At 65.1% G+C, this 26,637-nt stretch carries 26 protein-coding genes; 18 read left to right on the top strand and 8 right to left on the bottom strand.

Annotated elements, in window-relative coordinates:
- Window positions 1–237: 237 nt before the first annotated feature.
- The 11 genes from BLU17_RS06485 to BLU17_RS06435 all read left to right on the top strand — a co-directional run bounded on the left by BLU17_RS06485 (window position 238) and on the right by BLU17_RS06435 (window position 13,789).
- Window positions 238–1,047, top strand: a complete 810-nt coding sequence (locus BLU17_RS06485) for a gamma-glutamyl-gamma-aminobutyrate hydrolase family protein (protein ID WP_091995900.1) — start codon at window positions 238–240, stop codon at window positions 1,045–1,047.
- Between the two features lie 31 nt (window positions 1,048–1,078).
- A complete protein-coding gene (locus tag BLU17_RS06480) occupies window positions 1,079–2,413 on the top strand; it encodes a glutamine synthetase family protein (protein WP_091995899.1) in 1,335 nt (444 codons plus the stop codon).
- 18 nt (window positions 2,414–2,431) lie between these two features.
- Window positions 2,432–3,874 carry an aspartate aminotransferase family protein gene (locus BLU17_RS06475; protein WP_091995898.1) on the top strand — a complete coding sequence of 481 codons (1,443 nt, stop codon included), beginning with the start codon at window positions 2,432–2,434 and terminating at the stop codon, window positions 3,872–3,874.
- A 77-nt stretch (window positions 3,875–3,951) separates the two neighbouring features.
- A complete protein-coding gene (locus BLU17_RS06470; RefSeq protein WP_091995897.1) occupies window positions 3,952–5,073 on the top strand; it encodes a polyamine ABC transporter substrate-binding protein in 1,122 nt (373 codons plus the stop codon).
- A gap of 247 nt (window positions 5,074–5,320) precedes the next feature.
- Window positions 5,321–6,472: an ABC transporter ATP-binding protein gene (locus tag BLU17_RS06465; RefSeq protein ID WP_091995896.1), complete on the top strand. Its 1,152-nt coding sequence runs from the start codon at window positions 5,321–5,323 to the stop codon at window positions 6,470–6,472.
- 12 nt (window positions 6,473–6,484) lie between these two features.
- Entirely contained in the window at window positions 6,485–7,450 is a 966-nt protein-coding gene (locus BLU17_RS06460) for an ABC transporter permease subunit (RefSeq protein ID WP_091995895.1), read from the top strand.
- Window positions 7,447–8,358: an ABC transporter permease subunit gene (locus BLU17_RS06455; protein ID WP_091995894.1), complete on the top strand. Its 912-nt coding sequence runs from the start codon at window positions 7,447–7,449 to the stop codon at window positions 8,356–8,358. The genes BLU17_RS06460 and BLU17_RS06455 overlap by 4 nt, the downstream gene beginning before the upstream one ends.
- Window positions 8,359–8,452: 94 nt before the next feature.
- Entirely contained in the window at window positions 8,453–10,042 is a 1,590-nt protein-coding gene (locus BLU17_RS06450; RefSeq protein ID WP_091995893.1) for a DUF3138 family protein, read from the top strand.
- 60 nt (window positions 10,043–10,102) lie between these two features.
- On the top strand, window positions 10,103–11,395 hold the full coding sequence (locus BLU17_RS06445) for an NAD(P)/FAD-dependent oxidoreductase (RefSeq protein ID WP_091995892.1): 1,293 nt from the start codon (window positions 10,103–10,105) through the stop codon (window positions 11,393–11,395).
- Entirely contained in the window at window positions 11,395–12,699 is a 1,305-nt protein-coding gene (locus tag BLU17_RS06440) for an NAD(P)/FAD-dependent oxidoreductase (protein ID WP_091995891.1), read from the top strand. Before BLU17_RS06445 ends, BLU17_RS06440 begins: the two co-directional genes overlap by 1 nt.
- A gap of 115 nt (window positions 12,700–12,814) precedes the next feature.
- Window positions 12,815–13,789 (top strand): aldo/keto reductase, encoded by a 975-nt coding sequence (locus tag BLU17_RS06435; RefSeq protein ID WP_091995890.1) that lies wholly within the window; start codon window positions 12,815–12,817, stop codon window positions 13,787–13,789.
- On the opposite strand, the gene pdxR is transcribed toward BLU17_RS06435, so the two are convergent.
- Window positions 13,715–15,277: a MocR-like pyridoxine biosynthesis transcription factor PdxR gene (gene pdxR, locus BLU17_RS06430; protein WP_091995889.1), complete on the bottom strand. Its 1,563-nt coding sequence runs from the start codon at window positions 15,275–15,277 to the stop codon at window positions 13,715–13,717. The genes BLU17_RS06435 and pdxR overlap by 75 nt on opposite strands.
- A gap of 94 nt (window positions 15,278–15,371) precedes the next feature.
- On the opposite strand from pdxR, the gene BLU17_RS06425 reads away from it, so the two are divergent.
- Entirely contained in the window at window positions 15,372–15,836 is a 465-nt protein-coding gene (locus BLU17_RS06425) for a GNAT family N-acetyltransferase (protein WP_245746744.1), read from the top strand.
- Between the two features lie 6 nt (window positions 15,837–15,842).
- Here the strand turns inward: BLU17_RS06425 and BLU17_RS06420 are convergent, their stop codons facing one another.
- From BLU17_RS06420 to BLU17_RS06410, 3 genes are all read right to left on the bottom strand, one after another.
- Window positions 15,843–16,424: a DUF3501 family protein gene (locus tag BLU17_RS06420; RefSeq protein WP_091995887.1), complete on the bottom strand. Its 582-nt coding sequence runs from the start codon at window positions 16,422–16,424 to the stop codon at window positions 15,843–15,845.
- 36 nt (window positions 16,425–16,460) lie between these two features.
- Entirely contained in the window at window positions 16,461–17,798 is a 1,338-nt protein-coding gene (locus tag BLU17_RS06415; RefSeq protein WP_091995886.1) for a heterodisulfide reductase-related iron-sulfur binding cluster, read from the bottom strand.
- A gap of 125 nt (window positions 17,799–17,923) precedes the next feature.
- A complete protein-coding gene (locus BLU17_RS06410) occupies window positions 17,924–18,346 on the bottom strand; it encodes a rubrerythrin family protein (RefSeq protein WP_091995885.1) in 423 nt (140 codons plus the stop codon).
- A 308-nt stretch (window positions 18,347–18,654) separates the two neighbouring features.
- Here BLU17_RS06410 and BLU17_RS06405 point away from each other — a divergent pair, with 308 nt between their 5' ends.
- From BLU17_RS06405 to BLU17_RS06395, 3 genes are all read left to right on the top strand, one after another.
- Window positions 18,655–19,014 (top strand): DUF3564 domain-containing protein, encoded by a 360-nt coding sequence (locus tag BLU17_RS06405; protein WP_091995884.1) that lies wholly within the window; start codon window positions 18,655–18,657, stop codon window positions 19,012–19,014.
- A 288-nt stretch (window positions 19,015–19,302) separates the two neighbouring features.
- A complete protein-coding gene (locus BLU17_RS06400; RefSeq protein WP_091995883.1) occupies window positions 19,303–20,091 on the top strand; it encodes a DNA/RNA non-specific endonuclease in 789 nt (262 codons plus the stop codon).
- A 327-nt stretch (window positions 20,092–20,418) separates the two neighbouring features.
- Window positions 20,419–20,679: a hypothetical protein gene (locus BLU17_RS06395; protein WP_091995882.1), complete on the top strand. Its 261-nt coding sequence runs from the start codon at window positions 20,419–20,421 to the stop codon at window positions 20,677–20,679.
- A gap of 156 nt (window positions 20,680–20,835) precedes the next feature.
- On the opposite strand, the gene BLU17_RS06390 is transcribed toward BLU17_RS06395, so the two are convergent.
- Together BLU17_RS06390 and BLU17_RS34510 are read right to left on the bottom strand one after the other, a co-directional pair.
- The gene (locus BLU17_RS06390) at window positions 20,836–21,477 is read right to left on the bottom strand and encodes an HAD family hydrolase (protein ID WP_091995881.1); all 642 of its coding nucleotides are present in this window, start codon (window positions 21,475–21,477) and stop codon (window positions 20,836–20,838) included.
- Window positions 21,419–21,781 (bottom strand): hypothetical protein, encoded by a 363-nt coding sequence (locus BLU17_RS34510; RefSeq protein ID WP_425434073.1) that lies wholly within the window; start codon window positions 21,779–21,781, stop codon window positions 21,419–21,421. The genes BLU17_RS06390 and BLU17_RS34510 overlap by 59 nt, the downstream gene beginning before the upstream one ends.
- Window positions 21,782–22,107: 326 nt before the next feature.
- On the opposite strand from BLU17_RS34510, the gene BLU17_RS06380 reads away from it, so the two are divergent.
- Window positions 22,108–22,647: an Mpo1 family 2-hydroxy fatty acid dioxygenase gene (locus tag BLU17_RS06380; RefSeq protein ID WP_091995880.1), complete on the top strand. Its 540-nt coding sequence runs from the start codon at window positions 22,108–22,110 to the stop codon at window positions 22,645–22,647.
- Between the two features lie 18 nt (window positions 22,648–22,665).
- Here the strand turns inward: BLU17_RS06380 and rarD are convergent, their stop codons facing one another.
- On the bottom strand, window positions 22,666–23,559 hold the full coding sequence (rarD, locus tag BLU17_RS06375; protein ID WP_091995879.1) for an EamA family transporter RarD: 894 nt from the start codon (window positions 23,557–23,559) through the stop codon (window positions 22,666–22,668).
- A gap of 456 nt (window positions 23,560–24,015) precedes the next feature.
- Between rarD and egtD the strand changes: the two genes are divergently transcribed.
- A complete protein-coding gene (gene egtD / locus BLU17_RS06370; RefSeq protein ID WP_091995878.1) occupies window positions 24,016–25,032 on the top strand; it encodes an L-histidine N(alpha)-methyltransferase in 1,017 nt (338 codons plus the stop codon).
- A 65-nt stretch (window positions 25,033–25,097) separates the two neighbouring features.
- Here the strand turns inward: egtD and BLU17_RS06365 are convergent, their stop codons facing one another.
- On the bottom strand, window positions 25,098–25,394 hold the full coding sequence (locus BLU17_RS06365; RefSeq protein WP_091995877.1) for an acylphosphatase: 297 nt from the start codon (window positions 25,392–25,394) through the stop codon (window positions 25,098–25,100).
- Between the two features lie 182 nt (window positions 25,395–25,576).
- Between BLU17_RS06365 and hpnA the strand changes: the two genes are divergently transcribed.
- Window positions 25,577–26,599, top strand: coding sequence for a hopanoid-associated sugar epimerase (gene hpnA, locus BLU17_RS06360; protein WP_091995876.1), 1,023 nt, complete (start codon window positions 25,577–25,579; stop codon window positions 26,597–26,599).
- The last annotated feature ends 38 nt before the right edge of the window (window positions 26,600–26,637 follow it).

Genomic DNA, 26,637 nt, shown 5'->3' with positions numbered 1-26,637 from the left:
TTTCCGCGAGGCGTGCACTCGCGCCTGAACGATGTGGATGCGCACGCCTGAATACGGTGGCGCCTCACACCGGCAGAAAACGAACCGCGTACATGATCTCCACGCGCAGCGCCATGCGTTAGCGCCGCTGCGCGGAGCACCCTGGGTTTGTGGTTTTGCGTCTCGCAAGGCTGCAAGGTCATGTCACGCCCGTAGCATCGATACAGTCCGCACGGGCAAGCAGATAAATCATTAGTCATGCGAACCAGACCCCTGGTCGGCATCACTGCCGACCGTACGATGATGGGAGCCCACGCTTCCCACGTTGCCGGCGAAAAGTACATTGCCGCGACGGTGGACGGTGCTGGCGCGCTCGCGCTCGTGCTGCCGGCGCTCGGCGAGCGCCGGGCGGCGGCGGACATCCTCGACGCCGTGGACGGCCTGCTCTTCACCGGCAGCTACTCGAACGTCGAGCCGCATCGCTACGGCGGCGCGGCGAGCGAAGCGGGCACGCTGCACGATCCCGCCCGCGACGCCACCACGCTGCCGCTCATGCGCGCCGCAATCGCGGCTGGCGTGCCGGTACTCGCCATCTGCCGCGGCTTCCAGGAGATGAACGTCGTGTTCGGCGGCACGCTGCATCAGCAGGTGCATGCCGTTGCCCGCTATGACGACCATCGCGAGAACAAGGACGACCCGCTCGACACGCAATACGGCCCGGCGCACGCGTTGAAGCTCGTGGAAGGCGGTCTTTTGCAGCGGCTCGCCGGTGGCGAACGCGAAGCACAAGTGAATTCGCTGCACGGACAGGGCATCGAGCGGCTGGGCGCGGGCCTCGTGGCCGAGGCATTCGCGCCCGACGGCCTCATCGAAGCCGTGAGCGTGGCGAACGCGCAGAGCTTTGCACTCGGCGTGCAGTGGCACCCCGAGTGGAAGCACGCCGACGACGCACTATCGACCGCCATCTTCCACGCGTTCGGCGAAGCCTGCCGCAACCGCATGCTGGCCCGAATACCGGGCGGGGCCGGATACGACGTGGCGCACGCGCCGCGCACCGCCCATGCCTGAAGCCGGCCCATACAGAACAGAGAGAAAGATCATGCACGACATCGACGAATTCCTGAAGAAACATCACATCACCGAAATCGAAGCGATCATCCCGGACATGGCGGGCATCGCGCGCGGCAAGATCATTCCACGCAGCAAGTTCGAATCCGGCGAATCCATGCGCCTGCCGCAAGCCGTGATGATCCAGACCGTCACGGGCGACTATCCCGAAGACGGCAGCCTCACCGGCGTCACCGATCCCGACATGGTGTGCGTACCCGACCCGTCGACGATCCGCATCATTCCGTGGGCCGTCGATCCCACCGCACAAGTGATCCACGATTGCGTGCATTTCGACGGCACGCCTGTGGAAATCTCGCCGCGCCGCGTGCTGCGCCGCGTGCTCGAACTGTATGAAGCGAGGGGCTGGAAGCCCGTGATCGCGCCCGAGCTCGAGTTCTATCTCGTCGACATGAACAAGGACCCGGACATTCCCCTCACGCCGCCGGTCGGTCGCACGGGCCGCCCCGAAACAGGCCGCCAGGCGTACTCGATCGAGGCCGTGAACGAGTTCGATCCGCTCTTCGAGGACATTTACGAGTACTGCGATATTCAGGACCTCGAAGTCGATACGCTCATTCATGAAGTAGGCGCGGCGCAGATGGAGATCAACTTCCTGCACGGCGATCCGCTCAATCTCGCCGACCGCGTTTTCCTGTTCAAGCGCACGGTGCGCGAAGCAGCGCTGCGCCACCACATGTATGCCACTTTCATGGCGAAGCCCATGGAAAACGAGCCGGGATCGGCCATGCACGTGCACCAGAGCCTCGTTTCCGCAGAGAGCGGTCAGAACCTCTTCACCGGTGCGGACGGCAAGCCCACCGACATGTTCTACGCGTATATCGCCGGCATGCAGAAGTACACGCCGGCACTCATGCCGATCTTTGCGCCGTACATCAACTCGTATCGCCGTCTTTCGCGTTTCATGGCCGCGCCGATCAACGTGGCGTGGGGTTACGACAACCGCACCGTGGGCTTTCGCGTGCCGTACTCGTCGCCGGCGGCACGCCGCGTCGAGAACCGTATTCCGGGGGTCGATACCAACCCGTATCTCGCGATCGCCGCGACGCTCGCGGCCGGCTATCTCGGCTTGACGCAACACCTCAAGCCCACCGAACCGCTCGTGAGCGACGGCTATTCGCTGCCCTACCAGTTGCCGCGCAATCTGGAAGAAGGCCTCACGCTGATGGCCACATGCGAGCCGCTGAACGACATCCTCGGCGAGAAGTTCGTGCGCGCCTATCTCGCGCTCAAGGAAACCGAATACGAGGCGTATTTCCGCGTGATCAGTTCGTGGGAACGCAAGCATCTGCTGCTGCACGTGTAACAGAAAGGAGACATCGCAATGAGCTATCGAATCGACGCCCCCGCCAGCACGCTGCAGGATGTGCCGACGACGCTGCGCGCACAAGCCGGACAAGCCACGCGCTCGACAAGCGAATATCGCGCATTGGACGCCGCGCACCACATTCATCCGTTCTCGGACATGAGCTCGCTCAACAAGGCGGGCAGCCGTGTGATCGTGAAGGCGAAAGGCGTATACCTGTGGGACTCGGACGGCAACCAGATCATCGACGGCATGGCCGGGCTCTGGTGCGTGAACGTGGGCTACGGCCGCAAGGAACTGGCCGACGCCGCATACAGGCAGATGCAGGAACTGCCCTACTACAACACGTTCTTCAAGACGACGCACCCGCCGGTCATCGAGTTGTCGGCCCTGCTCGCGCAACTCTCGCCCGAACCGTTCAATCACTTCTTCTATTGCAACAGCGGCTCCGAAGGCAACGACACGGTGCTGCGCGTGGTGCATCAGTACTGGCTCACGCAGGGCAAGCCCTCGAAGAAGGTCGTCATCTCGCGCAAAAACGCGTATCACGGTTCGACGATTGCGGGCGGCACGCTCGGCGGCATGGGCTACATGCATGAGCAGATGCCCTCGAAGGTCGAGAACATCGTGCACATCGACCAGCCGTATTTCTATGGCGAAGCGCAAGGCGACATGACGCCCGAAGCATTCGGCCTTGCACGCGCGCAGCAACTCGAGGCGAAGATCCTCGAACTGGGCGCGGACAACGTGGCCGCCTTCATCGGCGAACCGTTCCAGGGCGCGGGCGGCGTGATCTTCCCGCCTTCCACGTACTGGCCGGAAATCCAGCGCATTTGCCGCAAGTACGACATCCTGCTCTGCGCCGACGAAGTGATCGGCGGTTTCGGCCGCACCGGAGAATGGTTCGCACACCAGCATTTCGGCTTCGAACCCGATCTCATCACCATGGCCAAAGGTCTCACGAGCGGTTATGTGCCGATGGGGGCCGTGGGCATTCACGATCGCGTTGCGAAAGCGCTCATCGAGAACGGCGACTTCAATCACGGCCTCACGTACTCGGGCCATCCGGTCGCCGCTGCCGTGGCCGTGGCGAATCTCAAGCTGCTGCGCGACGAAGGCATCGTCGCGCGCGTGAAGAACGACACGGGGCCGTACTTCCAGCAATGCCTTCGCGAAACCTTCGCCAATCATCCGATCATCGGCGACATTTCGGGCGCGGGTCTCGTTGCGGGTCTCCAGCTCGCCGAAAACCCGAAGTCGCGCAAGCGCTTCGCGAACGGCGGCGACGTGGGCACGATTTGCCGCGACTTCTGCTTCAACGGCAACCTCATCATGCGCGCCACAGGCGATCGCATGCTGCTTTCGCCACCGCTCGTCATCACGCGCGGCGAGATCGACGAAATCGTCGCGAAGGCGAAGCAGGCCATCGACGCAACCGCGCAACAACTGGGTCTTTCGTAACGCCATTTGTCCACGGCGGGAAGCACACAACGGGGTGTAAAGCCTCCCGCCGATCTTCTTCCTCAGGGGAAAACAACATGAGTGTGAGTCATCTTCGTCATGTGGTCGCGATCGCGGCCCTCGCAGCATGTGCAGGCCTCACAGCCACTTCCAGCGAGCCTGCGCGCGCAGCCGATGGCGAGCTGAACGTCTATAACTGGTCCGACTACATCGCGAAGGACACGATCCCGAACTTCGAAAAGGAGTCCGGCGTCAAGGTTAAATACGACAACTACGACAGCGACGACACGCTGCAAGCCAAGCTGCTCGCGGGCAGCTCTGGCTACGATATCGTCGTGCCCACGTCGAACTACATGGCCAAGCAGATTCAGGCCGGTGTGTACCAGAAGCTCGACAAGTCGAAGATCCCCAATCTCGCGAATCTCGATCCGGTGCTCATGCACATGATCGCGGACGCCGACCCGGGCAACCAGTACGGCGTGCCCTGGGCGTTCGGCACCGACGGCATCGGCTACAACAAGCAGGCTGTCGAAAAGGCGCTGGGGCCGAATGCGCCCGTCGACAGTTGGGCGCTCGTGTTCGATCCGCAAAATCTCTCGAAGCTCAAGGGCTGCGGCGTGTCGTTCCTCGACCAGGCCGTGGACGTGTTTGCGGCGACGCTGCAATACATGCACAAAGACCCCAACAGCACGAACCCCGGCGACTACCAGGCCGCCTATGAGGTGCTGAAGAAGGTCCGCCCGTACATCACCCAGTTCAATTCGTCGGGCTATATCAACGACCTCGTCAACAACGACATCTGCGTTGCGGTGGCCTGGTCGGGCGACGTCGGCATCGCGCACCGCCGTGCCGAGGAAGCCAAGCGCTCGTACGACGTCAAGTTCTCGAATGTCAAGGAAGGCGGCCTGCTGTGGTTCGACGTGATGGTCGTGCCAAAGGACGCGCCGCACCCGGAAAACGCGATGAAGTGGATCAACTACATCTCGGATCCGAAGGTCAACGCCCAAATCACCAACGAAGTGTTCTACCCGACCGCGAACAAGGCCGCGCGCCAGTTCGTCACCCCGGCCGTGGCACAGGACGCGACGGTGTATCCGCCGGAAGACGTTCTCAAGAAAATGACGCTGATGAAGCCGATGCCGGCCGAAATCCTGCGCCTTGAAAACCGTCTGTGGGCCCAGTTGAAAACGGGCCACTGACACCCCGATCCCCTGAAGGAAACAAGAAGGAGACGACGCGGAAGAGGGATCGCTCGACCCCTCTCCGCCCGAAGTGTGCAATCCCGAAGTCCGGCCGCGCAGCGCCGCCCTTTTTCCTGACGGCGTCCGCGAGCCATTCCCGAGCTACGTTCGCAGTACTAACCGCGAGTCGCCCCGTGCGCCCCGTGCGGGCCGGCTCGTGCCTGAAAAACGCGTACTGCGATCAGAAAGGAACCAAGGTCACATCATGAATTCGACGTCCCAAGTCAACGCCCCAGAAGCTGTGCGCGCCAACGCGGCGCCGGCAAAGAACGACGCGTTCGTGCGCATCGAAAACGTCGTCAAGAAATTCGGCGAGAGCACCGCCGTGGACAACGTGAGCCTGAACATCGCCAAGAACGAGCTCTTCGCGCTGCTCGGCAGCTCGGGTTGCGGCAAGTCCACGCTGCTGCGCATGCTCGCGGGCCTGGAAACCGCCACGTCGGGCCGCATCTTCGTCGACGGCGAAGACCTCGCGACGCTGCCCCCATACCGCCGCCCGGTCAACATGATGTTCCAGTCATACGCACTCTTTCCGCATATGAGCGTGGAGTCGAACGTCGCGTTCGGCCTCAAGCAGGAGGGCGTGCCGAGGAACGAGATTCGCGAGCGAGTGGCCGACGCGCTGAACCTCGTGCAGATGGGCCGCTACGCGAAGCGCAAGCCGCACCAGCTTTCGGGCGGCCAGCAGCAGCGCGTAGCGCTCGCGCGTTCGCTCGTCAAGCGACCGAAGCTCCTGCTGCTCGACGAGCCCATGTCCGCGCTCGACAAGAAGATCCGCCAGAAAACGCAGCTCGAACTCGTGAACATCATCGAGAAGGTCGACGTCACCTGCGTAATGGTCACGCACGACCAGGAAGAGGCGATGACCATGGCCAACCGCCTCGCTGTGATGAGCGAGGGCCGCATCGTGCAGATCGGTTCGCCCAGCGAAGTCTACGAATTCCCCAATAGCCGCTTCTCGGCCGAGTTCATCGGCTCGACCAACCTGTTCGAAGGCACGGTCGTCGAGGACGAACCCGATCACATCTTCGTGGAAAGCGAAGATCTCGAAACGCGCATGTACGTGAGCCACGGCGTCACCGGTCCGCTCGGCATGCCCGTGGGGATTTCGGTGCGCCCCGAGCGCGTGCGCGTGACGCGCGAGAAGCCGGGCACGCCGCACAACTGGGCGCGCGGGGTCGTGACCGACGTCGCCTACATGGGCAGCTACTCGCTTTATCACGTGCGTCTGCCGGGCGGCAAGGTGGTGGTCTCGAACCTTTCCAGCTCGCACCTCATGAACGAGGGCGCGCCGGCCTGGAACGACGACGTCTACGTGTCGTGGTCGCCCGCCAGCGGCGTTGTGCTCACGCAGTAAGGAGGCCTGATCATGAGTACCTCTCTTCCCGCCACGCCGGCACGCGCAGCCGCTAGCGCACGCCGCCCCGCGATCGCGCGCTTGCTCTCGCGCTTCGTGCCCTCGGGCCGCACCGCCGCGATCGGCGTGCCTTTCGTGTGGCTCACGCTCTTCTTCGCGCTGCCCTTCGTGCTCGTGCTCAAGATCAGCTTCGCCGACCAGGTGATGGGCATACCGCCCTACTCGAACCTGGTCCAGGTGAAAGACGGCATGGTGCACTTCGCGCTGCAGCTCGGCCACTACGCGTTCCTGCTGCAGGATAGCCTTTACATCGCCACCTACATCAGTTCGCTGAAGATGGCGGCCGTATCGACGATCTTTTGTCTGCTGATCGGCTATCCCATCGCCTACTACATCGCTCGCTCGAATCCGGCCACGCGCAATCTGCTCATGATGGGCGTGATGCTGCCGTTCTGGACGTCGTTCCTCATTCGCGTCTACGCATGGATCGGCATCCTCAAGGACGATGGCCTGCTCAACCACGCCCTCCTCGCCATCGGCCTGATTCACTCGCCGCTGCGCCTCTACCACAGCGACGCGGGCGTCTATATCGGCATGGTCTATTCGTACCTGCCCTTCATGGTGATGCCGCTCTACGCGCACCTCGTGAAGATGGACCTCACGCTGCTCGAAGCCGCATACGACCTGGGCGCGAAGCCCTGGGTGGCGTTCACCCAGATCACGCTGCCGCTCTCGAAGAACGGCATCATCGCGGGCAGTCTGCTCGTGTTCATTCCGGCCGTGGGCGAGTATGTGATCCCCGAACTGCTCGGCGGCGCCGACACGCTCATGATCGGTCGCGTGATGTGGGACGAGTTCTTCAACAACATGGACTGGCCAATGGCCTCTGCCGTCACCGTTGCGATGGTCCTGCTGCTTCTCGTGCCCATGGCGATCTTTCAGTACTACCAGGTCAAGGAACTGGAGGAAGGAAAATGATCAAGCCCAACCGTACGCTCTCCACGGGCGTTCTCGCCCTCGGGTTCCTGTTCCTCTATATCCCCATCATCAGTCTCGTTGTCTACTCGTTCAACGAGTCGAAGCTCGTTACGGTGTGGTCCGGCTTCTCGCTGAAGTGGTACGCGGCGCTGCTGCAGGACGACGAGTTGCTGAGCGCCGCGTGGCTCTCGCTCAAGATCGGCCTCATGACCGCGTTCGCTTCGGTCGTGATCGGCACGTGGGCCGGCTTCGTTCTCGCGCGCTTCGGTCGCTTTCGCGGTTTCACGCTCTACACGGGCATGATCAACGCGCCGCTCGTGATTCCCGAGGTCATTCAGGGCATCTCGCTGCTGCTGCTCTTCGTCGCGCTCGAACAGATGCTGGGTTGGCCGAAGGGACGCGGCATCGTGACGATCTGGATCGGCCACGTGATGCTGTGCGTCTCGTACGTGGCGATCATCGTGCAGTCGCGCGTGAAGGAGATGAACAAGTCGCTCGAAGAAGCCGCGCTCGATCTCGGCGCCACGCCTCTCAAGGTGTTCTTCGTCATCACGTTGCCGCTCATCTCGCAGGCTCTGCTCTCGGGCTGGCTCCTCTCGTTCACGCTTTCGATCGACGACCTCGTGCTCTCCGCGTTCCTTTCGGGGCCGGGCTCGACCACGCTGCCGCTCGTGGTGTTCTCACGCGTGCGCCTCGGTCTGAATCCGGAAATGAATGCGCTCGCGACGCTTTTCATTTCCGCGGTGACGATCGGCGTGATCGCCGTGAACCAGTTGATGTCGGCACGCGAGAAGAAGCGCATGCGCGACATGCAGCTCGCCTTCGTCCAGCCCGATCCCGCCGAAGCGATCACGCCACCCGCCCCCTCCGGTGCGGTGGGCGCGCCGATCGGCCGGCGCGCGGCGTAATGAGGACTGCATGATAAGGGGGTGGTGCGCGCCGCCCCCGCCCCTTGCCCGCACCTTGAAGTACTCGCAATAACGACCAACAAGGAGAATCCCGATGAAGAAGAAGTTAATCTGTCTGCTGGTGGCCGGGGCGTTGCCGGGGATCGCGTTTGCCGATTCGACCAGTGAACAGATCAAAGCCCTGCAGGCGCAGCTCAACGCCCTGCAAAAAGAGGTGAAATCGCTCAAGACCGAACTGGCGCAGTCGAAGACTTCTGCAAAGACGACGGCGGCGCCGTCCGTGCCGCCCGTGCCGGCCACGGCCGCCGCGCCGGTCGTCGACATCAGCTCCCCCGACTACGGCAAGGCGCAGGCGCATCTGACCAACGACGAAGTCGACGCGATGAAGCAGCAGATCGCGAGCCAGCAACTCAAGGTCGATTCGCTCACCGACGCCGCCACGACGGGGCCGCTCGCGGGTCTCTCGATCACGGGCTACATCGATCCGACCTACATCTACAACCGCGCGCCGGGCACCTCGTCGTTCCTGTTCGCGAACCACACCGGTTCGTACAACTACTTCAACAGCACGTTCGGCGACGTCTACCTCGACATCAAGAAGACGTTCGGCGTCGGCCCGATGGCGCCGTCGGCCGAAATCACGCTCATGCCCAACCGCGGCAACGGCATCACGCTGCTGCAAAACGAGAATGGCGAGATCGGCAACAACATTCTGAACACGGCGGTCATCACCGTGCCGGTGACCTCCACGGGCACCTTCGTCGCGGGTCTCATGCAGAGCTTCGGCGGCTACGAGGTGCAGCAGTCGAACCAGATGCTCACGCTCACGCACAACCTGCTCTACGACTTCTCGGATCCGGGCAGCTATGTGGGCATCGGCTGGAACTACACGCCCGACGGCAGCAAATGGGCATTCAAGTTCATGATCGGCAACGAGCAGTACCGCACCAACGGCGCGGTCGTACAGACGGGCCAGAACGCGCTGGGCGATCCGATCACCACGAGCAACAAGATCCCGACGTTCACCGCGCGTGCCGACTATACGTGGTCGAGCGCGCTCGACATCGGCGGCTCGTTCAACATCGGCCGCCAGACGCTGTCGAGCGCATTCGATCCGGCCACGGGGCAGGCCGTGTACGGCGTGGGCGGCCAGGCGTCGAGCTCGGGCGGCTACTTCTTCTTCGGCGAACTCGACGCGACCTACACACTCGCGGACATCCAGTACAACGCCGAAGTGGATTACGGTCAGCAGCAGCGCGCCGCGTACAACGGCGGCAACGCACAGTGGTACGGCTTCTCGCTGCTCGCGCACCGCAAGTTCAACGCACCGGTGGTGGGCCGCATGGGCGCGACGGTGCGTTACGACCTGCTCGCGAACAGCAAGAACGGCGGCGGCGGCGGCGGCATCGTGCTCAATTCGAACGGCATGGACCCGTACAACGGCTTCGGCATTGGTGCGGACTGCCTGGCGAATTCGCAGGCCGGCGGCGGCTTCGGCTTCGAATGCAAGGGCGCGACGCGCCAGGACGTGGCGCTCGACCTGCTGTTCTATCCGACGCAGCAGATCACCGTGAAGGTCGAATACCGTCACGACTGGGCGACGCAGCGCGTCTTCCTGCACGACGACGGTTCGTACGGCAAGAGCAACGACTTGCTGGGCGCGCAGTTCATCTACTCCTTCTGACGACGTCGGGGCGGGCGGCAACCGCGTGCTGCCGCCCGCTTTTTCTGAATACGCTTTCCCATGCTCAAATTCGCGAATCAGCCTCACGCACCGTCCTGGTACGCGGCCACGGCCAACGACGCCACGGCGCACCCCATGCTCGAAGGTGCGCTCGACGCCGACGTCTGCGTGATCGGCGCCGGTCTCACGGGCGTTTCCGCTGCGCTCAATCTCGCCGAACGCGGCTACAGCGTTGCACTCCTCGAAGCCTCGCGAGTCGGCTGGGCCGCGAGCGGACGCAACGGCGGGCAGTTGATTGGCGGATTCGCCTGCGATATCGACACGTTCGCGCAGTTCATGTCCGAAGCCGAGGTAAGGCAGATCTGGGACATGGGTCTCGAAACGCTCGACATCGTGAAGCAGCGGGTAGCGAAGCATCGCATTGACTGCGCGCTCACCGCGGGCTATTTCACCGCGGCAAACAAGGAGCGCGACGTCGATGCGCTCAAACGCTGGCGCGATGACGTGGCGCGGCGCTTCGGCTACGACCGCTTCCAGTACATAGATGGCGAAGGCGTCGCGCGCTACGTGCAATCGTCGCGCTATCCGGGCGGCCTCTACGATCCCGATAGCGGTCATCTGCATCCGCTCAATTACACGCTGGGGCTCGCGCGCGCTGCCGTCGAGGCGGGTGTGCGCGTGTTCGAAAACAGCGCCGTTACGCGCCTGCGCGAAGAAAACGGCAAGCATGTCGCCGAGACCGCCCGCGGCAACGTAAGCGCGAAATTCGTCGTGCTCGCATGCAATACCTACCTGGGCGATCTCGCGCCCGCCCTCGCGCGCAAGATCATGCCCGTGGGCACATACGTGATCGCCACCGAACCGCTGGGCGCCGCGCGCATGAACGCGCTCATGCCCGCCCAGGCAGCCGTGTGTGACAGCCGGTTCGTGCTCGACTACTTCCGCCCCGCGCCGGACACGCGCTTGCTGTGGGGCGGCAAGGTCAGCTATTCGACGTTCGCGCCGCCCAATCTGGGCGAAGCCATGCGACGCGACATGCTGAAAACGTTTCCGCAGCTCGCCCACGTGAAGATCGACTATGCCTGGGGCGGCTACGTGGACATCACGATGAACCGCGCGCCGCATTTCGGCCGCCTTTCGCCCACCGTGTATTTCGCGCAGGGTTTCTCCGGTCACGGCGTGAACACCACCGGGCTCGCGGGCACGTTGATCGCCGAAGCGATTCACGGCCAGGCCGCGCGCTTCGACCTGTTCGGCAAGATCCGGCACCGCGATTTCCCGGGCGGCGCTACACTGCGAACCCCTGCCCTCGTGCTCGCGATGGCGTGGTATCGAATGAAGGACCTGCTTTGATGACACTCGACCTCGACGCGCAGGCGCAGGCCCTCGCCCGCCACTCGTACTACGAAGCCACCGCCACGCGCCCCGCCGACGACGACCCCGTGCTCGAAGGCGCGATCGAAGCCGACATATGCGTGATCGGCGCAGGCTTCGCCGGGCTCTCGGTCGCGCTGGAGTGCCGCGCGCGGGGCCTCTCGGTCGTGGTGCTCGACGCCCATCGTCCCGGCTGGGGCGCCTCGGGCCGCAACGGCGGGCAAACGCTCGTGGGCTTCGCGAAAGATGAAGTGCTCGAAAAGCAGCTCGGCGCGCAAGGCATACGGGCCGCATGGGCTCTCTCCATCGAGGGCGTGAACCTCGTGCGCGAGCGCATCGCGCGTTACGGCATCGACTGCGACTTCACGCCCGGTTATCTGACTGTCGCGACGAAGGCCAAGCGCGTACCCGACCTGCGCGCGTGGATGGACGCGGCGCGCACGCGCTGGGGGTACGATCGCCTCGAATGGCTCGATACCGACGCCACTCGCGCGCACGTCGCTTCGCAGCGCTACCTCGCGGGCGTCTACGACCCGGTCTCGGGGCACCTGCATCCGCTCAAGTATTGCCTCGGCCTGGCCGCCGCGGCCCGACGCGAAGGCGCCCGGCTGTTCGCGCACACGCGTGCGCTCGAAGTCGTGCGCGGCGCGCGGCCCGTCGTCAAGACCGCGCGCGCGGAAGTGCGCTGCCGCGCCGTGGTGTCGTGCTGCAACGCCGCGCCGGGCGGCGTGTTGCCAGGCGCCGTGGCCGCGCGCATCGCGCCCATCGCGTCGTACATCATCGCAACGGAGCCGCTCGGACGCGGGCTGGCCGACTCGCTGATCGCACAACGATCTGCCGTGTGCGACAACAACTTCTTTCTCGACTACTTCCGCGTCTGCGCCGACGACCGCATGCTGTTCGGCGGCCGGGCGGACTCGACCGGGGCCGCGCCCGCGCAGCTCACGGCGGCCATGCACAGACGCATGAGCGACGTATTTCCGCAGCTGTCGGCCGCGCGCGTGGATTATGCGTGGGGCGGCTTTGTCGACGTCACGCGCAATCGCGCGCCCGACTTCGGCGCGATCGATCCGAATTATTACTACGTGCAAGGCTTTTCGGGGCACGGCGTCGCGCTCACGGGCATTGCGGGGCGCGTGGTCGCGCAGGCCATCGTCGGAGAGCGCGCCTCGTTCGATCTGTTCGCGCAACTGCGCCATGCGCGCTTTCCCGGCGGCCCCGCATGGCGGCGGCCCGCGCTCGAAATGGGCATGCTCTATCACCGCGTGATGGAGATGTTCTGAGACGGTGCGCCCTGCACGTTCTCCCCGCCTGTTATACCCTTGCGAAAGTCCACCGCCTGCGCGCGGCGCGCACGCTTTCTCTGCTTCAACCGCCTTTTCGCAAGGAGCAACAGCAATGGATTACGTCAGGTTCGGCTCGACAGGGCTGCAGGTTTCGCGTCTTTGCCTCGGTTGCATGACCTATGGCGTGCCCGAACGCGGCACGCACCCGTGGACGCTCGGCGAAGACGCCAGCCGCCCGCTCATTCGCCAGGCGCTCGACGCGGGCATCAACTTCTTCGACACCGCGAACACCTATTCCGACGGCACCTCCGAGGAGATCGTCGGGCGCGCGCTGCGCGACTTCGTCAAGCGCGACGACATCGTGCTCGCGACGAAGGTCTACAATCGCATGCGGCCCGGCCCGAATGGCCAGGGCCTTTCGCGCAAGGCCATCTTCACGGAAATCGACCATAGCCTCAAGCGCCTCGGCACCGACTACGTGGATCTCTACCAGATCCATCGCTGGGACTACGACACGCCCATCGAGGAAACGCTCGAAGCGCTGCACGACGTCGTGAAGGCGGGCAAGGCGCGCTATATCGGCGCGTCGTCCATGTACGCGTGGCAGTTCAGCAAGGCGCTCTACACGTCGCGCACGAACGGCTGGACGCAATTCGTCAGCATGCAGGACCACGTGAACCTGCTCTATCGCGAGGAAGAGCGCGAAATGCTGCCGCTGTGCGCCGATCAGGGCATTGCCGTGATGCCGTGGAGCCCGCTTGCGCGCGGCCGTCTCACGCGCGACTGGAACGCGACGAGCGAGCGCGAAGCGACCGATAGCTTCGGCAAGACGCTTTACGGCGCGGATGCGGACAAGTCCATCATCGATGCGGTCGCAACGATCGCGCACGAGCGCAACGTTTCGCGCGCGCAGGTCGCGCTCGCGTGGCTGCTGCAAAAGCCGGGCATCACCTCGCCGATCATCGGCGCCTCGAAGCCGCGGCACATCGAGGACGCCGTCGCGGCGCTTTCGCTAACGCTCACCGCCGCGGAAATCAACGCGCTCGAAGCGCCCTACCTGCCGCATGCCATCGCGGGGCATAAGTAAGCATCGGCCAGCCGCCGGCAGACGCTCGCGCACGATGCGCGCGAGCGTCTGCATGAGCGCGTCGGCGACATGCGGCGGCGTTTCCGCATAGCCGAGCAGGAAGCCGTTGTAGCACGCCGCGTCGGGCGCGCCGGCGTCGAGGCAATAGGCGCTCAAGGGCGAGAGATGCAGCCCCTGCGCGCAAGCTGCTTCGCTCACGTCCACGTCGGCGAGCGGCGCGTCGAGACGCACGCTCAAATGCATGCCGCCTGCATCCGCCGATACCGTCATCAAGCCTGCCAGATGCTTGCCGATCGCGGCCACGAGCCCGTCCCGGCGCTCTTCGTAAAGCCTGCGCATGCGCCGCAAATGGCGCGCGTAACGCCCGCTTTCGATGAAGTCCGCCAGCGCCAGCTGTTCCGCCACGCGCCCCTGGCGCACGAGCGTGCGATGCGCCTGCGCGAACGGTGCCAACACGCGCTGCGGCACGATCATGAAACCGATGCGCAAAGCGGGAAATAGCGTCTTGCTGAAGGTGCCGAGATAGATCACGGGCGCGTCGTCGGCGAGACCCTGGATCGACGGCAGCGGCGGGCCATCGTGGCGCAGTTCGCTGTCGTAGTCGTCCTCGACGATCCACGCCCCGCACGCGCGCGCCTGCTCGATCAGCGCGAGCCGCCGTTCGAGGCTCAGCACGCAGCCAAGCGGATACTGGTGCGAGGGCGTGAGATAAACGAGGCGCGGCGGCTGTTCGCGCCAGTCTTCGGCCCGCGCCGTCATGCCGGCGGCATCCACGCTCATCGGCACGAGGTGCAGCCCGGCGGCGGCGAAGGCCACGCGCGCACCGAGGTAGCCGGGATTCTCGATCCACGCGCGCTCGCCCGCGTCCGCAAAGAAGCGCGCGCACAGGTCGAGGCTGGCCTGCGTGCCGTCCGTGACGAACACCTGCTCCGGCTGGCAGCGCACGCCGCGCGAAACCCGTACGTATTGCGCGATCGCCTCGCGCAGCGCGGGCATGCCTGCGCTGTCGCCGTAGCCCAGGTCGTGCGTGCGCAGATCGCGCAACGCGCGTTCGACCGCGCCGCGCCATTGCGCGTAAGGAAACGCGTCGAGCGCGGGTACGCCGGGGCGCAGCGCTCTTGCGCCGTCGGTGCTCATGCGGCGCGGCGGCAATTCGCGCACGCGGCGCGCGAGCGCAGGCGCGGGACCCTCGCGCGGCGCGGCCTGGGCAGGCGTCGCCGCGCCAGTTGCATCGACAGCGTTGACGACCGAGCCGTGGCGCGTGGCGTTGATAAACCCCTCTTCCACCAGCCGCTCATACGCGTAGAGCACCGAATTGCGCGCGATGCCAAGCTGTTCCGCGAGCGCACGGCTCGAAGCGAGCCGCGTGCCGCGGCGGATGTCGCCGTCGAGTATGGCGCGGCGCAAGCTCTCGTAAAGCAGGTCCTGCTGCGTGAGCTTGCGCGCCGCGCGCTTCGCATAGGCCGACATCATCAACGCGTAATCCAAACCCGTGGCTCCATTATTTTCATTTTCGGTGGGACTAACAATGGTGCCACAAGTCGCCTACGCTGGGGGTTTGACGATACCTGGGAGAACGATCTTGACCGACACGACGATTCGGGTCCGTGCCGTCGCGCCACGCGATTTCGATGCCTGGCTGCCGCTCTGGGAAGGCTACAACCGCTTCTATGGACGCTTCGGTCCGACCGCGTTGCCGGAGCCCATCACGCGTACGACATGGTCGCGCTTCTTCGACGGCTACGAACCCATGCATGCGTTGATTGCCTTGCGCGGCGAACGCGTGCTCGGCCTCGTGCATTTCATCTATCACCGCAACACGATCATGGAAGGGCCGATCTGCTATCTGCAGGATCTCTTCACCGTGGAAGACGCGCGCGGCCAGGGCGTGGGCCGCGCGCTGATCGAGGCCGTGTACGCGCACGCGAAGGCGTCGAATTCGTCGCGCGTGTACTGGCACACGCACGAGACGAACCACACGGCCATGCGTCTTTACGACGATGTGGCCGTGAAGCCGGGTTTCGTCATCTACCGCAAGGATGTGTAAAGCGCGTCACGCCAGGTCCTTGAGAAGCGAGGCGCGCACCTCGCCGTCGATGATCTGCGTCGGCACGCGGTAGTTCGGGTGATCGCAGCCGATCGTGAGCGCCGCGCCTTCGCTCAGGCGCGCTTTCATCCGCGGCGTGAGTTCGAATCGCACGAAATGCACCGCGGAAGTCTTTTCGGCGTTCTCGCGTTCGAGGTCCTCGTCGGCTATCGCGTAGACGGGCGGCTCGCCTTCCACCTGCACGAACACCTTGTCCTCGATGCCGATGAGCCGCCCGAGCGCCGCGCGCCGCTCGATCTCGCTCTCGTATTCGAGCTGCATGGTCGCCTTCAGGTTGCTGCCGTCGGGCACGAGCGGCAGGTACGCCGCGAGTTCGCCGCGAATGCCGTCTTCGTCGAAGATCTTTTCGAGGTGAAGCATTTCCTGAATCTGGTAGCGGATCGTGGTTTCGTCCTCGAACAGGAACGTGAGGTGATTGCCGAGCGAAACCACGCGCTGCTTCTTGTGCTCGATAATGCGCTTGCGCATGTCGCTCCGCACCTTGGCGTAGGCTTCCAGCGTCAACAGCGAATTTCTCGCGATTGTCATGAGTCGTGCCTCGTGAATGTGTCGTGGTGGCGGCGTCTAAATGCCATAGGCGCGGCGCAGCAAGGTGATGGGGTGAGCGAGCGGCGGCTCGCCGAGGTGGTTTTCCGCGATGCCCTGCGCGATGTGATGGCCCGCGAGCTGGCAGTCGGAGGAAATGAAGTTCGGCTCGGCCTGACCCATCAGCTTGAACACGGGCGTGCCGATCTTCATCGACATGGCGTGGAATTCCTTCTTCACGCCGAACGTGCCCGCATGGCCGGAGCAGCGTTCGACCACGGTGACTTTGGTGTCGGGCACGAGCGAGAGCAGGTCGAAGGTTTTGCGGCCAATGTTTTGCACGCGCGCATGACACGGCACGTGATACGACACGTTGCCGAGCGGCGCGCGGAAGTCCGTCTTGAGCAGGCCATCGCGATGGCGCGCCACGAGGTACTCGAACGGGTCCCAGAACGCATCGCTCACGGCCCGGGTGTTGGCGTCGTCGGGGAACATCAGCGGCAGTTCGTGCTTGTACATGAGCACGCAGCTCGGCACCGCGCCGATCAGGGCGTAGCCTTCGCGCGCATAGCGTGCGAGCATCGGCATGTTCTGCGCCTGCTTGTGCGCGACGCCCTCCAGATTGCCCTGCTCCAGCAGCGGCATGCCGCAGCACCATTCGCTCTTCACCAGTTCGTAGGGAATCTCGTTGTGGTCGAGCACCGCGAGCAGATCGTGTCCGATGCCCGGCTCGTTGAAATTCACGTAGCAGGTCGCGTAAATCGCGACCTTGCCCGGCGTGCGTTCGCCGTCTCGCACCTCGCTCGCCGCGGCACGTTTCGCGGCGTTACGGAACTTGTGCGCGGCGAAATCGGGCAGCCACGCTGTGCGATCGACGCCCAGCATGTCTTCCATCGCGCCGCGCATCGCCTTCGTGTGATTGACCGCGTTGACCGTTTGTGTGACGACGGGAATGCCGGCGAGCTGGCCGAGCGCATCGGTGTTGGAGAGCACGCGGTCGCGCAGCTTGACTTCACCCTTGCGATAGTGAGCGGCCTTCGCGCGCAGCATGAGGTGCGGAAAGTCCACATTCCACGGATGCGGCGGCACATAGGGGCACTTCGTCATATAGCAGAGGTCGCACAGATAGCACTGATCGACCACTTTGCCGTAAGACGCCGTGTCGACGTCGTGCGCTTCGCCCGTATCGGTTTCGTCGACGAGATCGAAGAGCGCCGGAAATGCGCCGCATAGCGATACGCAGCGGCGGCAACCCGCGCAGATGTCGAATACGCGCGCCAGTTCCGCGTCGAGCTGGGCCTGGTCGTAAAACGCTTCGGAGCGCCAGTCGAGCGGATGGCGCGTAGGGGCTTCGAGACTGCCTTCCTTGTGGGGCATGACGTCTCCTTCTTCTATTTATCGGCTTATCGACTATACGCGCGCGTGCGCGCGCCGGGTCGTGTCCGGCCCGCGAGAAAATGCGCGCGCGTCGTGTGCCCGTGCCGGGAGGCACGCGGCGATGCTCAGTCCGCCAGCACTTCCAGCGCCTTCGAATAACGGTTGGCGTGGCTGCGCTCCGCCTTCGCCAGCGTCTCGAACCAGTTCGCGATTTCGTCGAAGCCTTCTTCGCGCGCGACCTTGGCCATGCCGGGATACATGTCGGTGTATTCGTGCGTCTCGCCCGCAATCGCCGCTTGCAGATTCAGCCGCGACGTGCCGAAAGGCAGACCGGTTGCCGGGTCGCCGACCGCTTCCAGATATTCGAGGTGGCCGTGCGCGTGGCCGGTTTCGCCCTCGGCCGTCGAGCGAAACAGCGCCGCGACGTCGTTCTGTCCTTCCACGTCGGCCTTGGCTGCGAAATACAGGTAACGGCGGTTGGCCTGCGATTCGCCGGCGAATGCATCCTTGAGGTTCTGTTCCGTCTTCGAGCCCTTTAGCTGTGACATCTGTGCCTCCATCGTTTCGACCTGATATATGTGGGGACGCGACGCAATTCGCTCGTGCGCTGCAGCATGCACGGAACACTTCGCCGCACTATCAATCTAGGTTGTGGCGTTTGCGTTCCCAATTGTGATTTTCAATCTCGCCGATAGCGGACCGGGCGGCGCCCGGGTTTACACGGCCATAAACAGGGTCGGTGCGGGTAAGCCGCGTGCGCGCGACGATCTGTCCTGCACGAACCGCTTGCGCGTATGCATACACGTCCTAGACTTTGAAATTGCCGACGCGCCCGATCAATTTTTGCGGAGATGCCATGCGACTTACGATCCTGATCAACGGTTCCGATCCGACCGTCAATCATGACTATGCAGTGCTCTGGCTCGACACCGATCAGCAACGCTGGTCCCGCGAGTCTCACGATGGGATCGATCTGCCGGAATGGGGTGAATTGCGCGACGTGAATGGTGTCACGTCGCTATGTGCGCCGCTCGAAAACGAGCCGCTGTGCACGCTACGTGGCCTGCATGTGAACCGTCGTCAGGAAATCAGTTCCGCACACGGCGACGCTACGTGGTCGTGCGAATCGTCGCACTCGCCGATGGAGGGCCAATGGCGCCTCCAGGCTGTGGACCGCCAGCTTGTCCGCGCCGAACACTCGCTTTTTGCAGGCTGACCCGAGTTCAGCTCGCGACTTGATTCTTTGTTGACCTCGAATCGATTTTGAATTGATCCTTTGAATTGACGATCTATTGACTGCGGGCGGCTCCATTTGCCACCCCGCTTCCCGCGCAGCAACGCAACGCTGCCGCGCTCATCGCTTCCGCATCTGCTTGCGCCTTGCCTCGCGCGCCCGCCCATCCGGCGGGCGCGCGTTTTTTTTGCGCGGCGCTCATCGATGCCCTCATGCCGCCCGCTATACTTTCAGCCCCCGATTCCACCCCAAGTCCCGCCAGTCCTCCCGATGAAGAAGCTGTTTGCCTCGCTGATCTCTTCCCTGCTGCTCGCCGCCGCGAGCCACGCGTACGCTGCGCCGGCCTGTTCGCAATTCGTCCCCGACGGCCAGTTCCCGACGCTCACGAACCAGCGCATGACGCCGAAGACGCGCATGCTCTGCTATTCGGATTTCGTCGTGCTGCATTCGGGCATCACGCACGGGCCGCTGTGGTCTGCGGAGCATCTCACGCGCGATCACCTCGAAGCCGCGAAGGACATGACGCGCACGAACCGCTTCTTCGAGGACGACCGCCTGCCCGAGGGCGAAGGCGCGACGCTCGCCGACTACAAGCGCAGCGGTTTCGACCGCGGCCACATGAGCCCCGCGGGCAACCGCTGGAATGCGCAGGCAATGGCGGAATCGTTTTCACTGGCCAACATCGTTCCCCAGAACCGCGACAACAACCAGCGCCTGTGGGCTCACATCGAAACCGCGGTGCGCAAGCTAGCCATGCAATATGGCGATGCCTATGTCGTGACCGGACCGCTCTTTGCGGGCGCGCAACTGCAGACCATCGGCAGCACACGCGTGCTCGTGCCGACGCAGATTTTTAAGGTGGTGTACGTGCCGTCGCAGCAGCTCGCGTTCGCGATCGTCGCGGACAACACGGCCGTCGATCGCTACGACGTGCGCTCGGTGCGAGAACTCGAAGCGCAGAGCGGCATTGCGTTTCCGGGCATCCCGGAAAACGTGGCGGCCAAGGAAAAGGTTTCGTTCAACGGCCGTGGCTTCGCCGTGAGCAAGTGGGGCTGGTAAGCACGCGGTCGGCGGGTTGCCTCTCGCGGCGGGCGGCGGCGCAGGTCGGCGGAAGCGGGGGGTGCAGCCAGCGAGAAATTCCCTTCTCTTCGTGTCGTTTTGACATCCTTCGCAATTACGGCCCGGCGTCCGGCGGCCATGCAAGCGGATCGTATCGGGCCGACAGAACCACCGCAAACGGAGGCAGAAAAGCGGAGGCGACGAGCAGGAATCGATGAAAGGATTACCTCGTGTGGCGCGCGGTTTTCTTTTCTATAATCCGGGCCACGCCATCGGGCGCGTAAGGCTTGCGCCGCACGGCCCAGTCGGAGAGAAGGAGGATCAAAGGTGTTCGACGCATACGCAAACGACAACGACGTTCTGAATGTGCAGGGCGATGCGCTCACCCTCACGAACGGCACGACGCGCGTGACGCTCGCCGGCACGCTCGAACTCACGCGCGACAAGCGCGGGCTCGCGGCCGCGCTGGCGCTGAAGGCGGCGCTCGACGACATCGTCAAGAAGCTGCAGGCCGACCCGCATCTGCCGGCCAGGGTCGCCGACGAGCCTGACCAGAAACCCGGCGTCGTCGACAACCCGTTCAACTGAGCGCCGCCGCGAGCAGCGGCGCGCGCTTCGGAACGGCTTGCCTTCGCTCTTGCGCCAGGCTTCGCTCTTGCGCCAGGCGCATGTCCTCGGGATTCGGGTGCGCGAAGGGGGGCGTGCAGCCGCAGGGTAGCGTCGATCCCGTGGCGGTGCAGCGTTTCACGCCGCGCCGAAGCCGCCCGCCGCCGCAAGCGGCGGCAGCGCCGACTCGCCGCGTATCCATGCGTATTGCGCAAGCGCCGCCATTTCGCGATCACCGCGGCTGTCGCCGTAAGCGTAGAGCGTGGCGGGCGCGTTTTCCCCCCACCACGCGCGCAGCCGCGCTTCTTTCTCCGGCCCCCAGCAGTTGTCGCCCGCGAGATGGCCCGTGTACGCGCCATCGCGCCATTCGAGTTCGCTTGCGAGCACGGTGCCGATGCCGATCGTCCTCGCCCACATGCGCAGATAGATCGACGGCGACGCGCTCACGAGCACGACCTCGTGCCCGAGCGCCTGGTGTTCGGCCACGCGCGCGAGCATCTCGGGGCGCAGCAGCGTGGGCAGGCGGCGCTCGACGAAGCGCCGCGCCGCGGCTTCGAGCACCTCGCGCCGCACCGGTCCCATCGCCGCGTACAGGAAGCGGGCCTTGGTCGGTCCGCGCGGCGCCCAGCCAAGCGGGACGCCGGCGAGCCAGGGCAGGCAGCGCAACGCGGCCGCGGCGAAGCGCGCCGGGCCGGCGGCGTCGAGCATGAAGGCGCGAAAGCTATCGGACGTGGTGATGGTGCCATCGAAGTCGAAGGCGGCTACGACGCGGTCGTTCATGAAGCGGTATGGGCCAGGCTAGGGGGAAAAAGGCGACGCGGCGGGGCGGCGGACCGGCGTCATTGTCGGCGCAAACGCGAAGCGGCTGCAATGCGGCACTGGAATGCGCGACTTTACGTTGATGCAAACGGTCAATATCGATCGATGTGCATGCACGTTGCAGCCTAACATGACCTCTCACTGCGCACGGGCCGACAACCGGCCGCCGTCGACGATCTCGATCTCGCCGTAGTGCAGTGCGCCCCCCCTCGCGCTCGAACTGGCGCAGGATCTGGTTCACCGTCTGCCGCGAGAGCGCGAGCATCAGCGCGAGATCTTCCTGCGGCACGGTAATCACGCGGCGCCCGGCCGCGCGCAAAGCCTCCCGCAACGGCTCAGGCGCGCCGCGAAACCACGCGCTGCGTTCGAGCGCGGCGGCAGACGGCGAATTGGCGGCCGTTGTGGCGGCCGTTGTGGCGGCCGTTGTGGCGGCAAGCGGCAAAGCGGAACGTGGAATCATCGTCGCCTGGGAAGCAGACGGGCCCGAGCAAGCGCCCGCTCGGGACACAAATCGGCGCAATTGTCGGCTAGCCGAAGGTTTGCGCGCATGAGCCCGACGATCATAATGATTTTGGAGACGGAGGAGCACTCATGAGAAACCTGACCGGGCAACTCACCCAATACGCGGCCTACCACCGCGACACGCGCAACATCGGCACCCATTTCATCGGCATTCCGCTCATCGTGCTCGCGCTCGCCGTGCTGCTCTCGCGTCCCGTCATCGCGCCGGGGCTGCCGGTTTCCGTCTCGCCGGCCTGGCTGCTGTTCGGCGCCGCCACGATTTACTACCTCGTGCTGGACGTGCCCCTCGGCCTCATGATGGCGATCGTCTCCGTCGCGTGCGTGGCCTTCGGCGCGTGGCTCGCGCAGCAAGGTACCGCGGTATGGCTGGGCGGCGGCGCGGCGCTGTTCGTGGTCGGCTGGATCTTCCAGTTCGTCGGGCATATCGCGTGGGAACATCGCAAGCCCGCTTTCGTCGACGATCTGATCGGCCTCATGATCGGCCCGCTCTTCGTGCTCGCCGAGGCGTTGTTCAGAATCGGTTGGCGGCCTGAATTGCGCGCGGCGATCGAGTCGAAGGTGGGTCCCACGCGCATCAATCCGCCGCGCGGGCGGGAAGCGCGGCAGTAAGCGGCGGCGGCGGCAGCTTCAGCGCCCGAACCGCACGAGCCGCGCGCCGTGTACGGCCGTGAGCGCGACGGCCAGCCAGATCGGCACGTAGGTCGCGAGCTGGCGCGCGCCGAGGTGCTCGCCGAGCAGCGTCACCGAAACGAGCACGAGCAGCACGGGCTCGACATAGCCGAGGATGCCGAAGAGCGCCATCGGCAGCAGCCGGCTCGCCTTCAGGTACGACGCCAGCGCCGCCGTGCTGAGCACGCCAAGTCCCGGCAGCAGCACGAAGGCGAGGAACCTGTGCGCGTCGAGCAGCGCGAGCGAGCCGCCAGCACGCGCCTCGATGACCGCCACCGGCATGAGCAGCAACATTTCCACGGCGAAAATAACGAGCGAATCGGCGTGAATCTTGCGGCGCAGCACGAAATACGGCGGATAGCCAAGCGCGACGAGCAGCGTAGGCCACGAGAAGGCGTGCGTGGCCCACAGTTCGTGCGCCACGCCCACGGCCGCGCACGCCACGGCGAGCCATTGCAGCAGTTCGAGGCGCTCGTGATAGTAGAAGCGGCCCACGAGCACCATGATGAGCGGCAGCAGGAAATAGCCCAGCGACACTTCCAGCATGCGCCCGTGCAGCGGCGCCCACAGAAACACCCAGAGCTGCGAGCCGAGCAGCGCCGCGCTCGCCGCCAGCGCGAGCGCGGTGCGCGGCTCGCTCACCATGCGCGCGAGGAGCGCGCGCAGTTGCGGCGCGCGCTTGCGCAGCACCAGCAGGGCCAACGCTCCGGGCGCGGTCCAGATCACGCGCCACGCGAAAATATCGAGACCGCCGAGCGGCGCGAGCAGCAGCGTATAGGCCGACATCAGCGCGAACAACGCCGAGGCCCCCACTGAAAGCGCAATGCCGCGCCCTGGTTCGTACTGGTTCATCGGCACGTGCAAGTCAGGAAAGCAGAAACGGGGCAATCGCGAGCGGCGCGGTGCGCAGATTTCACACGCACGAGTAAAAGCGTTGTCATTTGAACTGGCTGTTGAATAAGACGCGCGCCGGCGAAACCGGCAGCGAGACCGCATTCTAGTCGTGTTTGGGCTGCGAGAGGTGCCGCAAACCCGCGCCGCACAAGGCGGGCATATGTCGTGCGCACTCGCCCTCCCACCGCAGGCAGAGCAATTTAGTCCGGCAGATCGCACGACGATGGACTAGAACGTAAGTCTCGCTGCGCCAGCCCGCCGTCGCCGCAACCCGGCTGGACTCCGCTGCAGCCAGCGGGATTCCGCCTGGGCTGCGGGAGCCGCGCCTCGCGTTTGACTGGCGCGCGCCGCGCGCTCGCCGGCCACCGCGAGCACGACGCCGTCCCCACAACGTCCAACGCCCCTGGAGCCCGCATGACACTTTCTGCGCCCCGCCCCGCCGTTGCCGACCCCGCCCGCGCCTTTGGCCATTCGTCCGACCTTTCTCCCGCCGCCGGCGAATTCGCCGCCGCAGTGCGCGCAGGCCTCATGCATGCGCCGCAGAAGGAACTGCCGTCGAAGTATCTATATGACGAAGTGGGTTCTGCCCTCTTCGAAGTGATCACCGTGCTGCCCGAGTACGGCGTCACGCGCGCCGAGGAACGCCTGCTCACGCGCTACGCGCCCGAGATCGTCGAAGCGCTGCCCTCCGACGTCAAGGTCGCCGAGCTGGGCAGCGGCAGCGGCCGCAAGACGCGCCGCATTCTCGAAGCGCTGTGCCGCAAGCGCCCCACGTCGTACTGTCCGATCGAGATATCGCGCACCGCGCTGCAACTGTGCCGGCGCGAACTCGCCGACATCGAACGCATCTCGATCGTCGGTTACGAGCGCGACTATCTCGCCGGCCTTTCCGAAGTGAGCCGCCAGCGCAAGCGCGGCGAGCAGTTGCTCGTGCTCTTTCTCGGCAGCACGATCGGCAACTTCGCGCGCCTCGCGGCCACGCGCTTCCTGCGCGACATCCGCGCGATGCTGCGCCCCGGCGACACGCTCCTGCTCGGCACCGACCTCGTGAAGCCCGTCGGCACGCTGATCGCCGCCTACGACGACGCCATCGGGGCCACGGCGGCCTTCAACCTGAACCTGCTTTCGCGCATCAACCGCGAGCTCGACGCCGACTTCGACCTGCGCGACTTCGAGCACGTCGCGCGCTTCAACGCGGACGTGCGCAGCATCGAAATGCATCTGCGGGCGAGGCGCGACGTGCGCGCCGGGGTCCGCGCGGCCGGTCTCACGGTCGAGATCGGCGCGGGCGAGACGATCTGGACCGAGAGCAGCCACAAGTACCATGCCGATGAAATCCCGGCGATCGCCGCCGATGCGGGCTTCGAATGCGCGCGGCAGTGGGTGGAGAAGGAGTGGGGATTCGCGGAGAGTCTGCTTGCCGTGAGGTGACGCGAGGCGCATAGGAAGAAGCGGCGCGCCTCGCGAGAGACGCACCGCTTTTTTATCGGGCGATTTCAGTGCTGCTCGAAGCGCTCGTAACGTTTCCCGGTGAAGCGCTCCTCGCTCTCCACCGAACTCACGCGCGCGGCAGGCGGCCCGTGGCGCAGCCACGAGAGCATGCGGTCCACCTGATTGGCCGTGCCCTGGATGACGGCCTCGACGGAGCCGTCCTCGAGATTCGCGACGTAACCGCGAATGCGCAACGCGTGCGCCTGGCGCACCGTCGCGTGACGAAAGCCCACCCCCTGCACGGTCCCGTGCACGCGCACGTAATACGTTTCGAGACGCGCATCCAGATCGGGTTCGCTCATTGCTCGTTTCTCCATTCCTCGTTGCTTCCACGGCCGATACGGTCGGCATTGTAGACGCCATCGCGCGGGCACGCCGGGCGCACAGCCGGGGCGCCCGGCAAGGCACCTGAACGCCCGCGCCGCGTACAATCCGTGCCACGCCGCGCACGCGGCGCGTCACCGACCATGGAAGCGAACCCGCAATGACCGACACCTCCCGCGCCAACCGAGATCTCGTGCTGATCACCGGAGCGTCCGGCTTCGTCGGCTCGGCCGTCGCCCGCATCGCGCAAGAAAAGGGCTATGCCGTGCGCGTGCTGGTGCGCGCCACGAGCCCGCGCAAGAACCTCGAAGCGCTCGAGGTCGAAATCGTCACCGGCGACATGCGCGACGCCGCCTCGATGCGCAAGGCGCTTGCCGGCGTGCGCTACCTCTTTCACGTGGCCGCCGATTACCGCCTGTGGGCACCCGATCCGCACGAAATCGAGCGCGCCAATCTCGAAGGCGCCGAAGCGACCATGCGCGCCGCGCTCGACGCAGGCGTGGAACGCGTCGTCTACACGAGCAGCGTGGCGACGCTCAAGGTCACGAGCTCGGGCAACTCCGCCGACGAGACCTCGCCGCTCACGGCCGGTCAGGCGATCGGCGTGTACAAGCGCAGCAAGGTGCTCGCCGAGCGCGCCGTGGAGCGCATGATCGAGCGCGACGGCCTGCCCGCCGTGATCGTCAATCCGTCCACGCCGATCGGGCCGCGCGACGTGAAGCCGACGCCCACGGGCCGCATCATCGTCGAGGCGGCGACGGGCAAGATTCCCGCCTTCGTCGACACGGGCCTGAATCTCGTGCACGTGGACGACGTCGCCATGGGCCACTTCCTCGCGCTCGAGCGCGGGCGCATTGGCGAGCGTTACATTCTCGGCGGCGAGAACCTGCCGCTGCAGCAAATGCTCGCCGACATCGCGGGCATGGTGGGCCGCAAGCCGCCCACGATCGCGCTGCCGCGCTGGCCGCTCTACCCGCTCGCGCTGGGCGCGGAAGCCGTGGCGCGCTTCACGAAGCGCGAGCCGTTCGTGACCGTCGATGCGCTCAAGATGTCGAAGAACAAGATGTACTTCACGTCGGCGAAGGCGGAGCGCGAGCTTGGCTATCGCGCGCGACCGTATCGCGAGGGCTTGAAAGATGCGCTCGCATGGTTCCGCGAAGCGGGTTATCTGAATGCGAAATGAGCTTCCGGCGCGCAGCCGCGCGCCAGCCGAGCAATTTG

Origin of the sequence: Paraburkholderia lycopersici (assembly GCF_900096975.1) — a bacterium.
In the GTDB taxonomy this organism is placed as follows: domain Bacteria; phylum Pseudomonadota; class Gammaproteobacteria; order Burkholderiales; family Burkholderiaceae; genus Paraburkholderia; species Paraburkholderia lycopersici.
The sequence above is the reverse complement of the archived record's forward strand: the minus strand, read 5'-3'. Positions and strand labels throughout refer to the sequence as shown.

Excerpts from the sequence above, each read along its gene's own strand:
- BLU17_RS06485 (WP_091995900.1), top strand. The coding sequence starts at position 238 with ATGCGAACCAGACCCCTGGTCGGCATCACTGCCGACCGTACGATGATG.
- BLU17_RS06480 (WP_091995899.1), top strand. The coding sequence starts at position 1,079 with ATGCACGACATCGACGAATTCCTGAAGAAACATCACATCACCGAAATC.
- BLU17_RS06475 (WP_091995898.1), top strand. The coding sequence starts at position 2,432 with ATGAGCTATCGAATCGACGCCCCCGCCAGCACGCTGCAGGATGTGCCG.
- BLU17_RS06470 (WP_091995897.1), top strand. The coding sequence starts at position 3,952 with ATGAGTGTGAGTCATCTTCGTCATGTGGTCGCGATCGCGGCCCTCGCA.
- BLU17_RS06465 (WP_091995896.1), top strand. The coding sequence starts at position 5,321 with ATGAATTCGACGTCCCAAGTCAACGCCCCAGAAGCTGTGCGCGCCAAC.
- BLU17_RS06460 (WP_091995895.1), top strand. The coding sequence starts at position 6,485 with ATGAGTACCTCTCTTCCCGCCACGCCGGCACGCGCAGCCGCTAGCGCA.
- BLU17_RS06455 (WP_091995894.1), top strand. The coding sequence starts at position 7,447 with ATGATCAAGCCCAACCGTACGCTCTCCACGGGCGTTCTCGCCCTCGGG.
- BLU17_RS06450 (WP_091995893.1), top strand. The coding sequence starts at position 8,453 with ATGAAGAAGAAGTTAATCTGTCTGCTGGTGGCCGGGGCGTTGCCGGGG.
- BLU17_RS06445 (WP_091995892.1), top strand. The coding sequence starts at position 10,103 with ATGCTCAAATTCGCGAATCAGCCTCACGCACCGTCCTGGTACGCGGCC.
- BLU17_RS06440 (WP_091995891.1), top strand. The coding sequence starts at position 11,395 with ATGACACTCGACCTCGACGCGCAGGCGCAGGCCCTCGCCCGCCACTCG.
- BLU17_RS06435 (WP_091995890.1), top strand. The coding sequence starts at position 12,815 with ATGGATTACGTCAGGTTCGGCTCGACAGGGCTGCAGGTTTCGCGTCTT.
- BLU17_RS06420 (WP_091995887.1), bottom strand. The coding sequence starts at position 16,424 with ATGACAATCGCGAGAAATTCGCTGTTGACGCTGGAAGCCTACGCCAAG.
- BLU17_RS06415 (WP_091995886.1), bottom strand. The coding sequence starts at position 17,798 with ATGCCCCACAAGGAAGGCAGTCTCGAAGCCCCTACGCGCCATCCGCTC.
- BLU17_RS06410 (WP_091995885.1), bottom strand. The coding sequence starts at position 18,346 with ATGTCACAGCTAAAGGGCTCGAAGACGGAACAGAACCTCAAGGATGCA.
- BLU17_RS06405 (WP_091995884.1), top strand. The coding sequence starts at position 18,655 with ATGCGACTTACGATCCTGATCAACGGTTCCGATCCGACCGTCAATCAT.
- BLU17_RS06400 (WP_091995883.1), top strand. The coding sequence starts at position 19,303 with ATGAAGAAGCTGTTTGCCTCGCTGATCTCTTCCCTGCTGCTCGCCGCC.
- BLU17_RS06390 (WP_091995881.1), bottom strand. The coding sequence starts at position 21,477 with ATGAACGACCGCGTCGTAGCCGCCTTCGACTTCGATGGCACCATCACC.
- BLU17_RS34510 (WP_425434073.1), bottom strand. The coding sequence starts at position 21,781 with ATGCTCGCGCTCTCGCGGCAGACGGTGAACCAGATCCTGCGCCAGTTC.
- BLU17_RS06380 (WP_091995880.1), top strand. The coding sequence starts at position 22,108 with ATGAGAAACCTGACCGGGCAACTCACCCAATACGCGGCCTACCACCGC.
- rarD (WP_091995879.1), bottom strand. The coding sequence starts at position 23,559 with ATGAACCAGTACGAACCAGGGCGCGGCATTGCGCTTTCAGTGGGGGCC.
- egtD (WP_091995878.1), top strand. The coding sequence starts at position 24,016 with ATGACACTTTCTGCGCCCCGCCCCGCCGTTGCCGACCCCGCCCGCGCC.
- BLU17_RS06365 (WP_091995877.1), bottom strand. The coding sequence starts at position 25,394 with ATGAGCGAACCCGATCTGGATGCGCGTCTCGAAACGTATTACGTGCGC.
- hpnA (WP_091995876.1), top strand. The coding sequence starts at position 25,577 with ATGACCGACACCTCCCGCGCCAACCGAGATCTCGTGCTGATCACCGGA.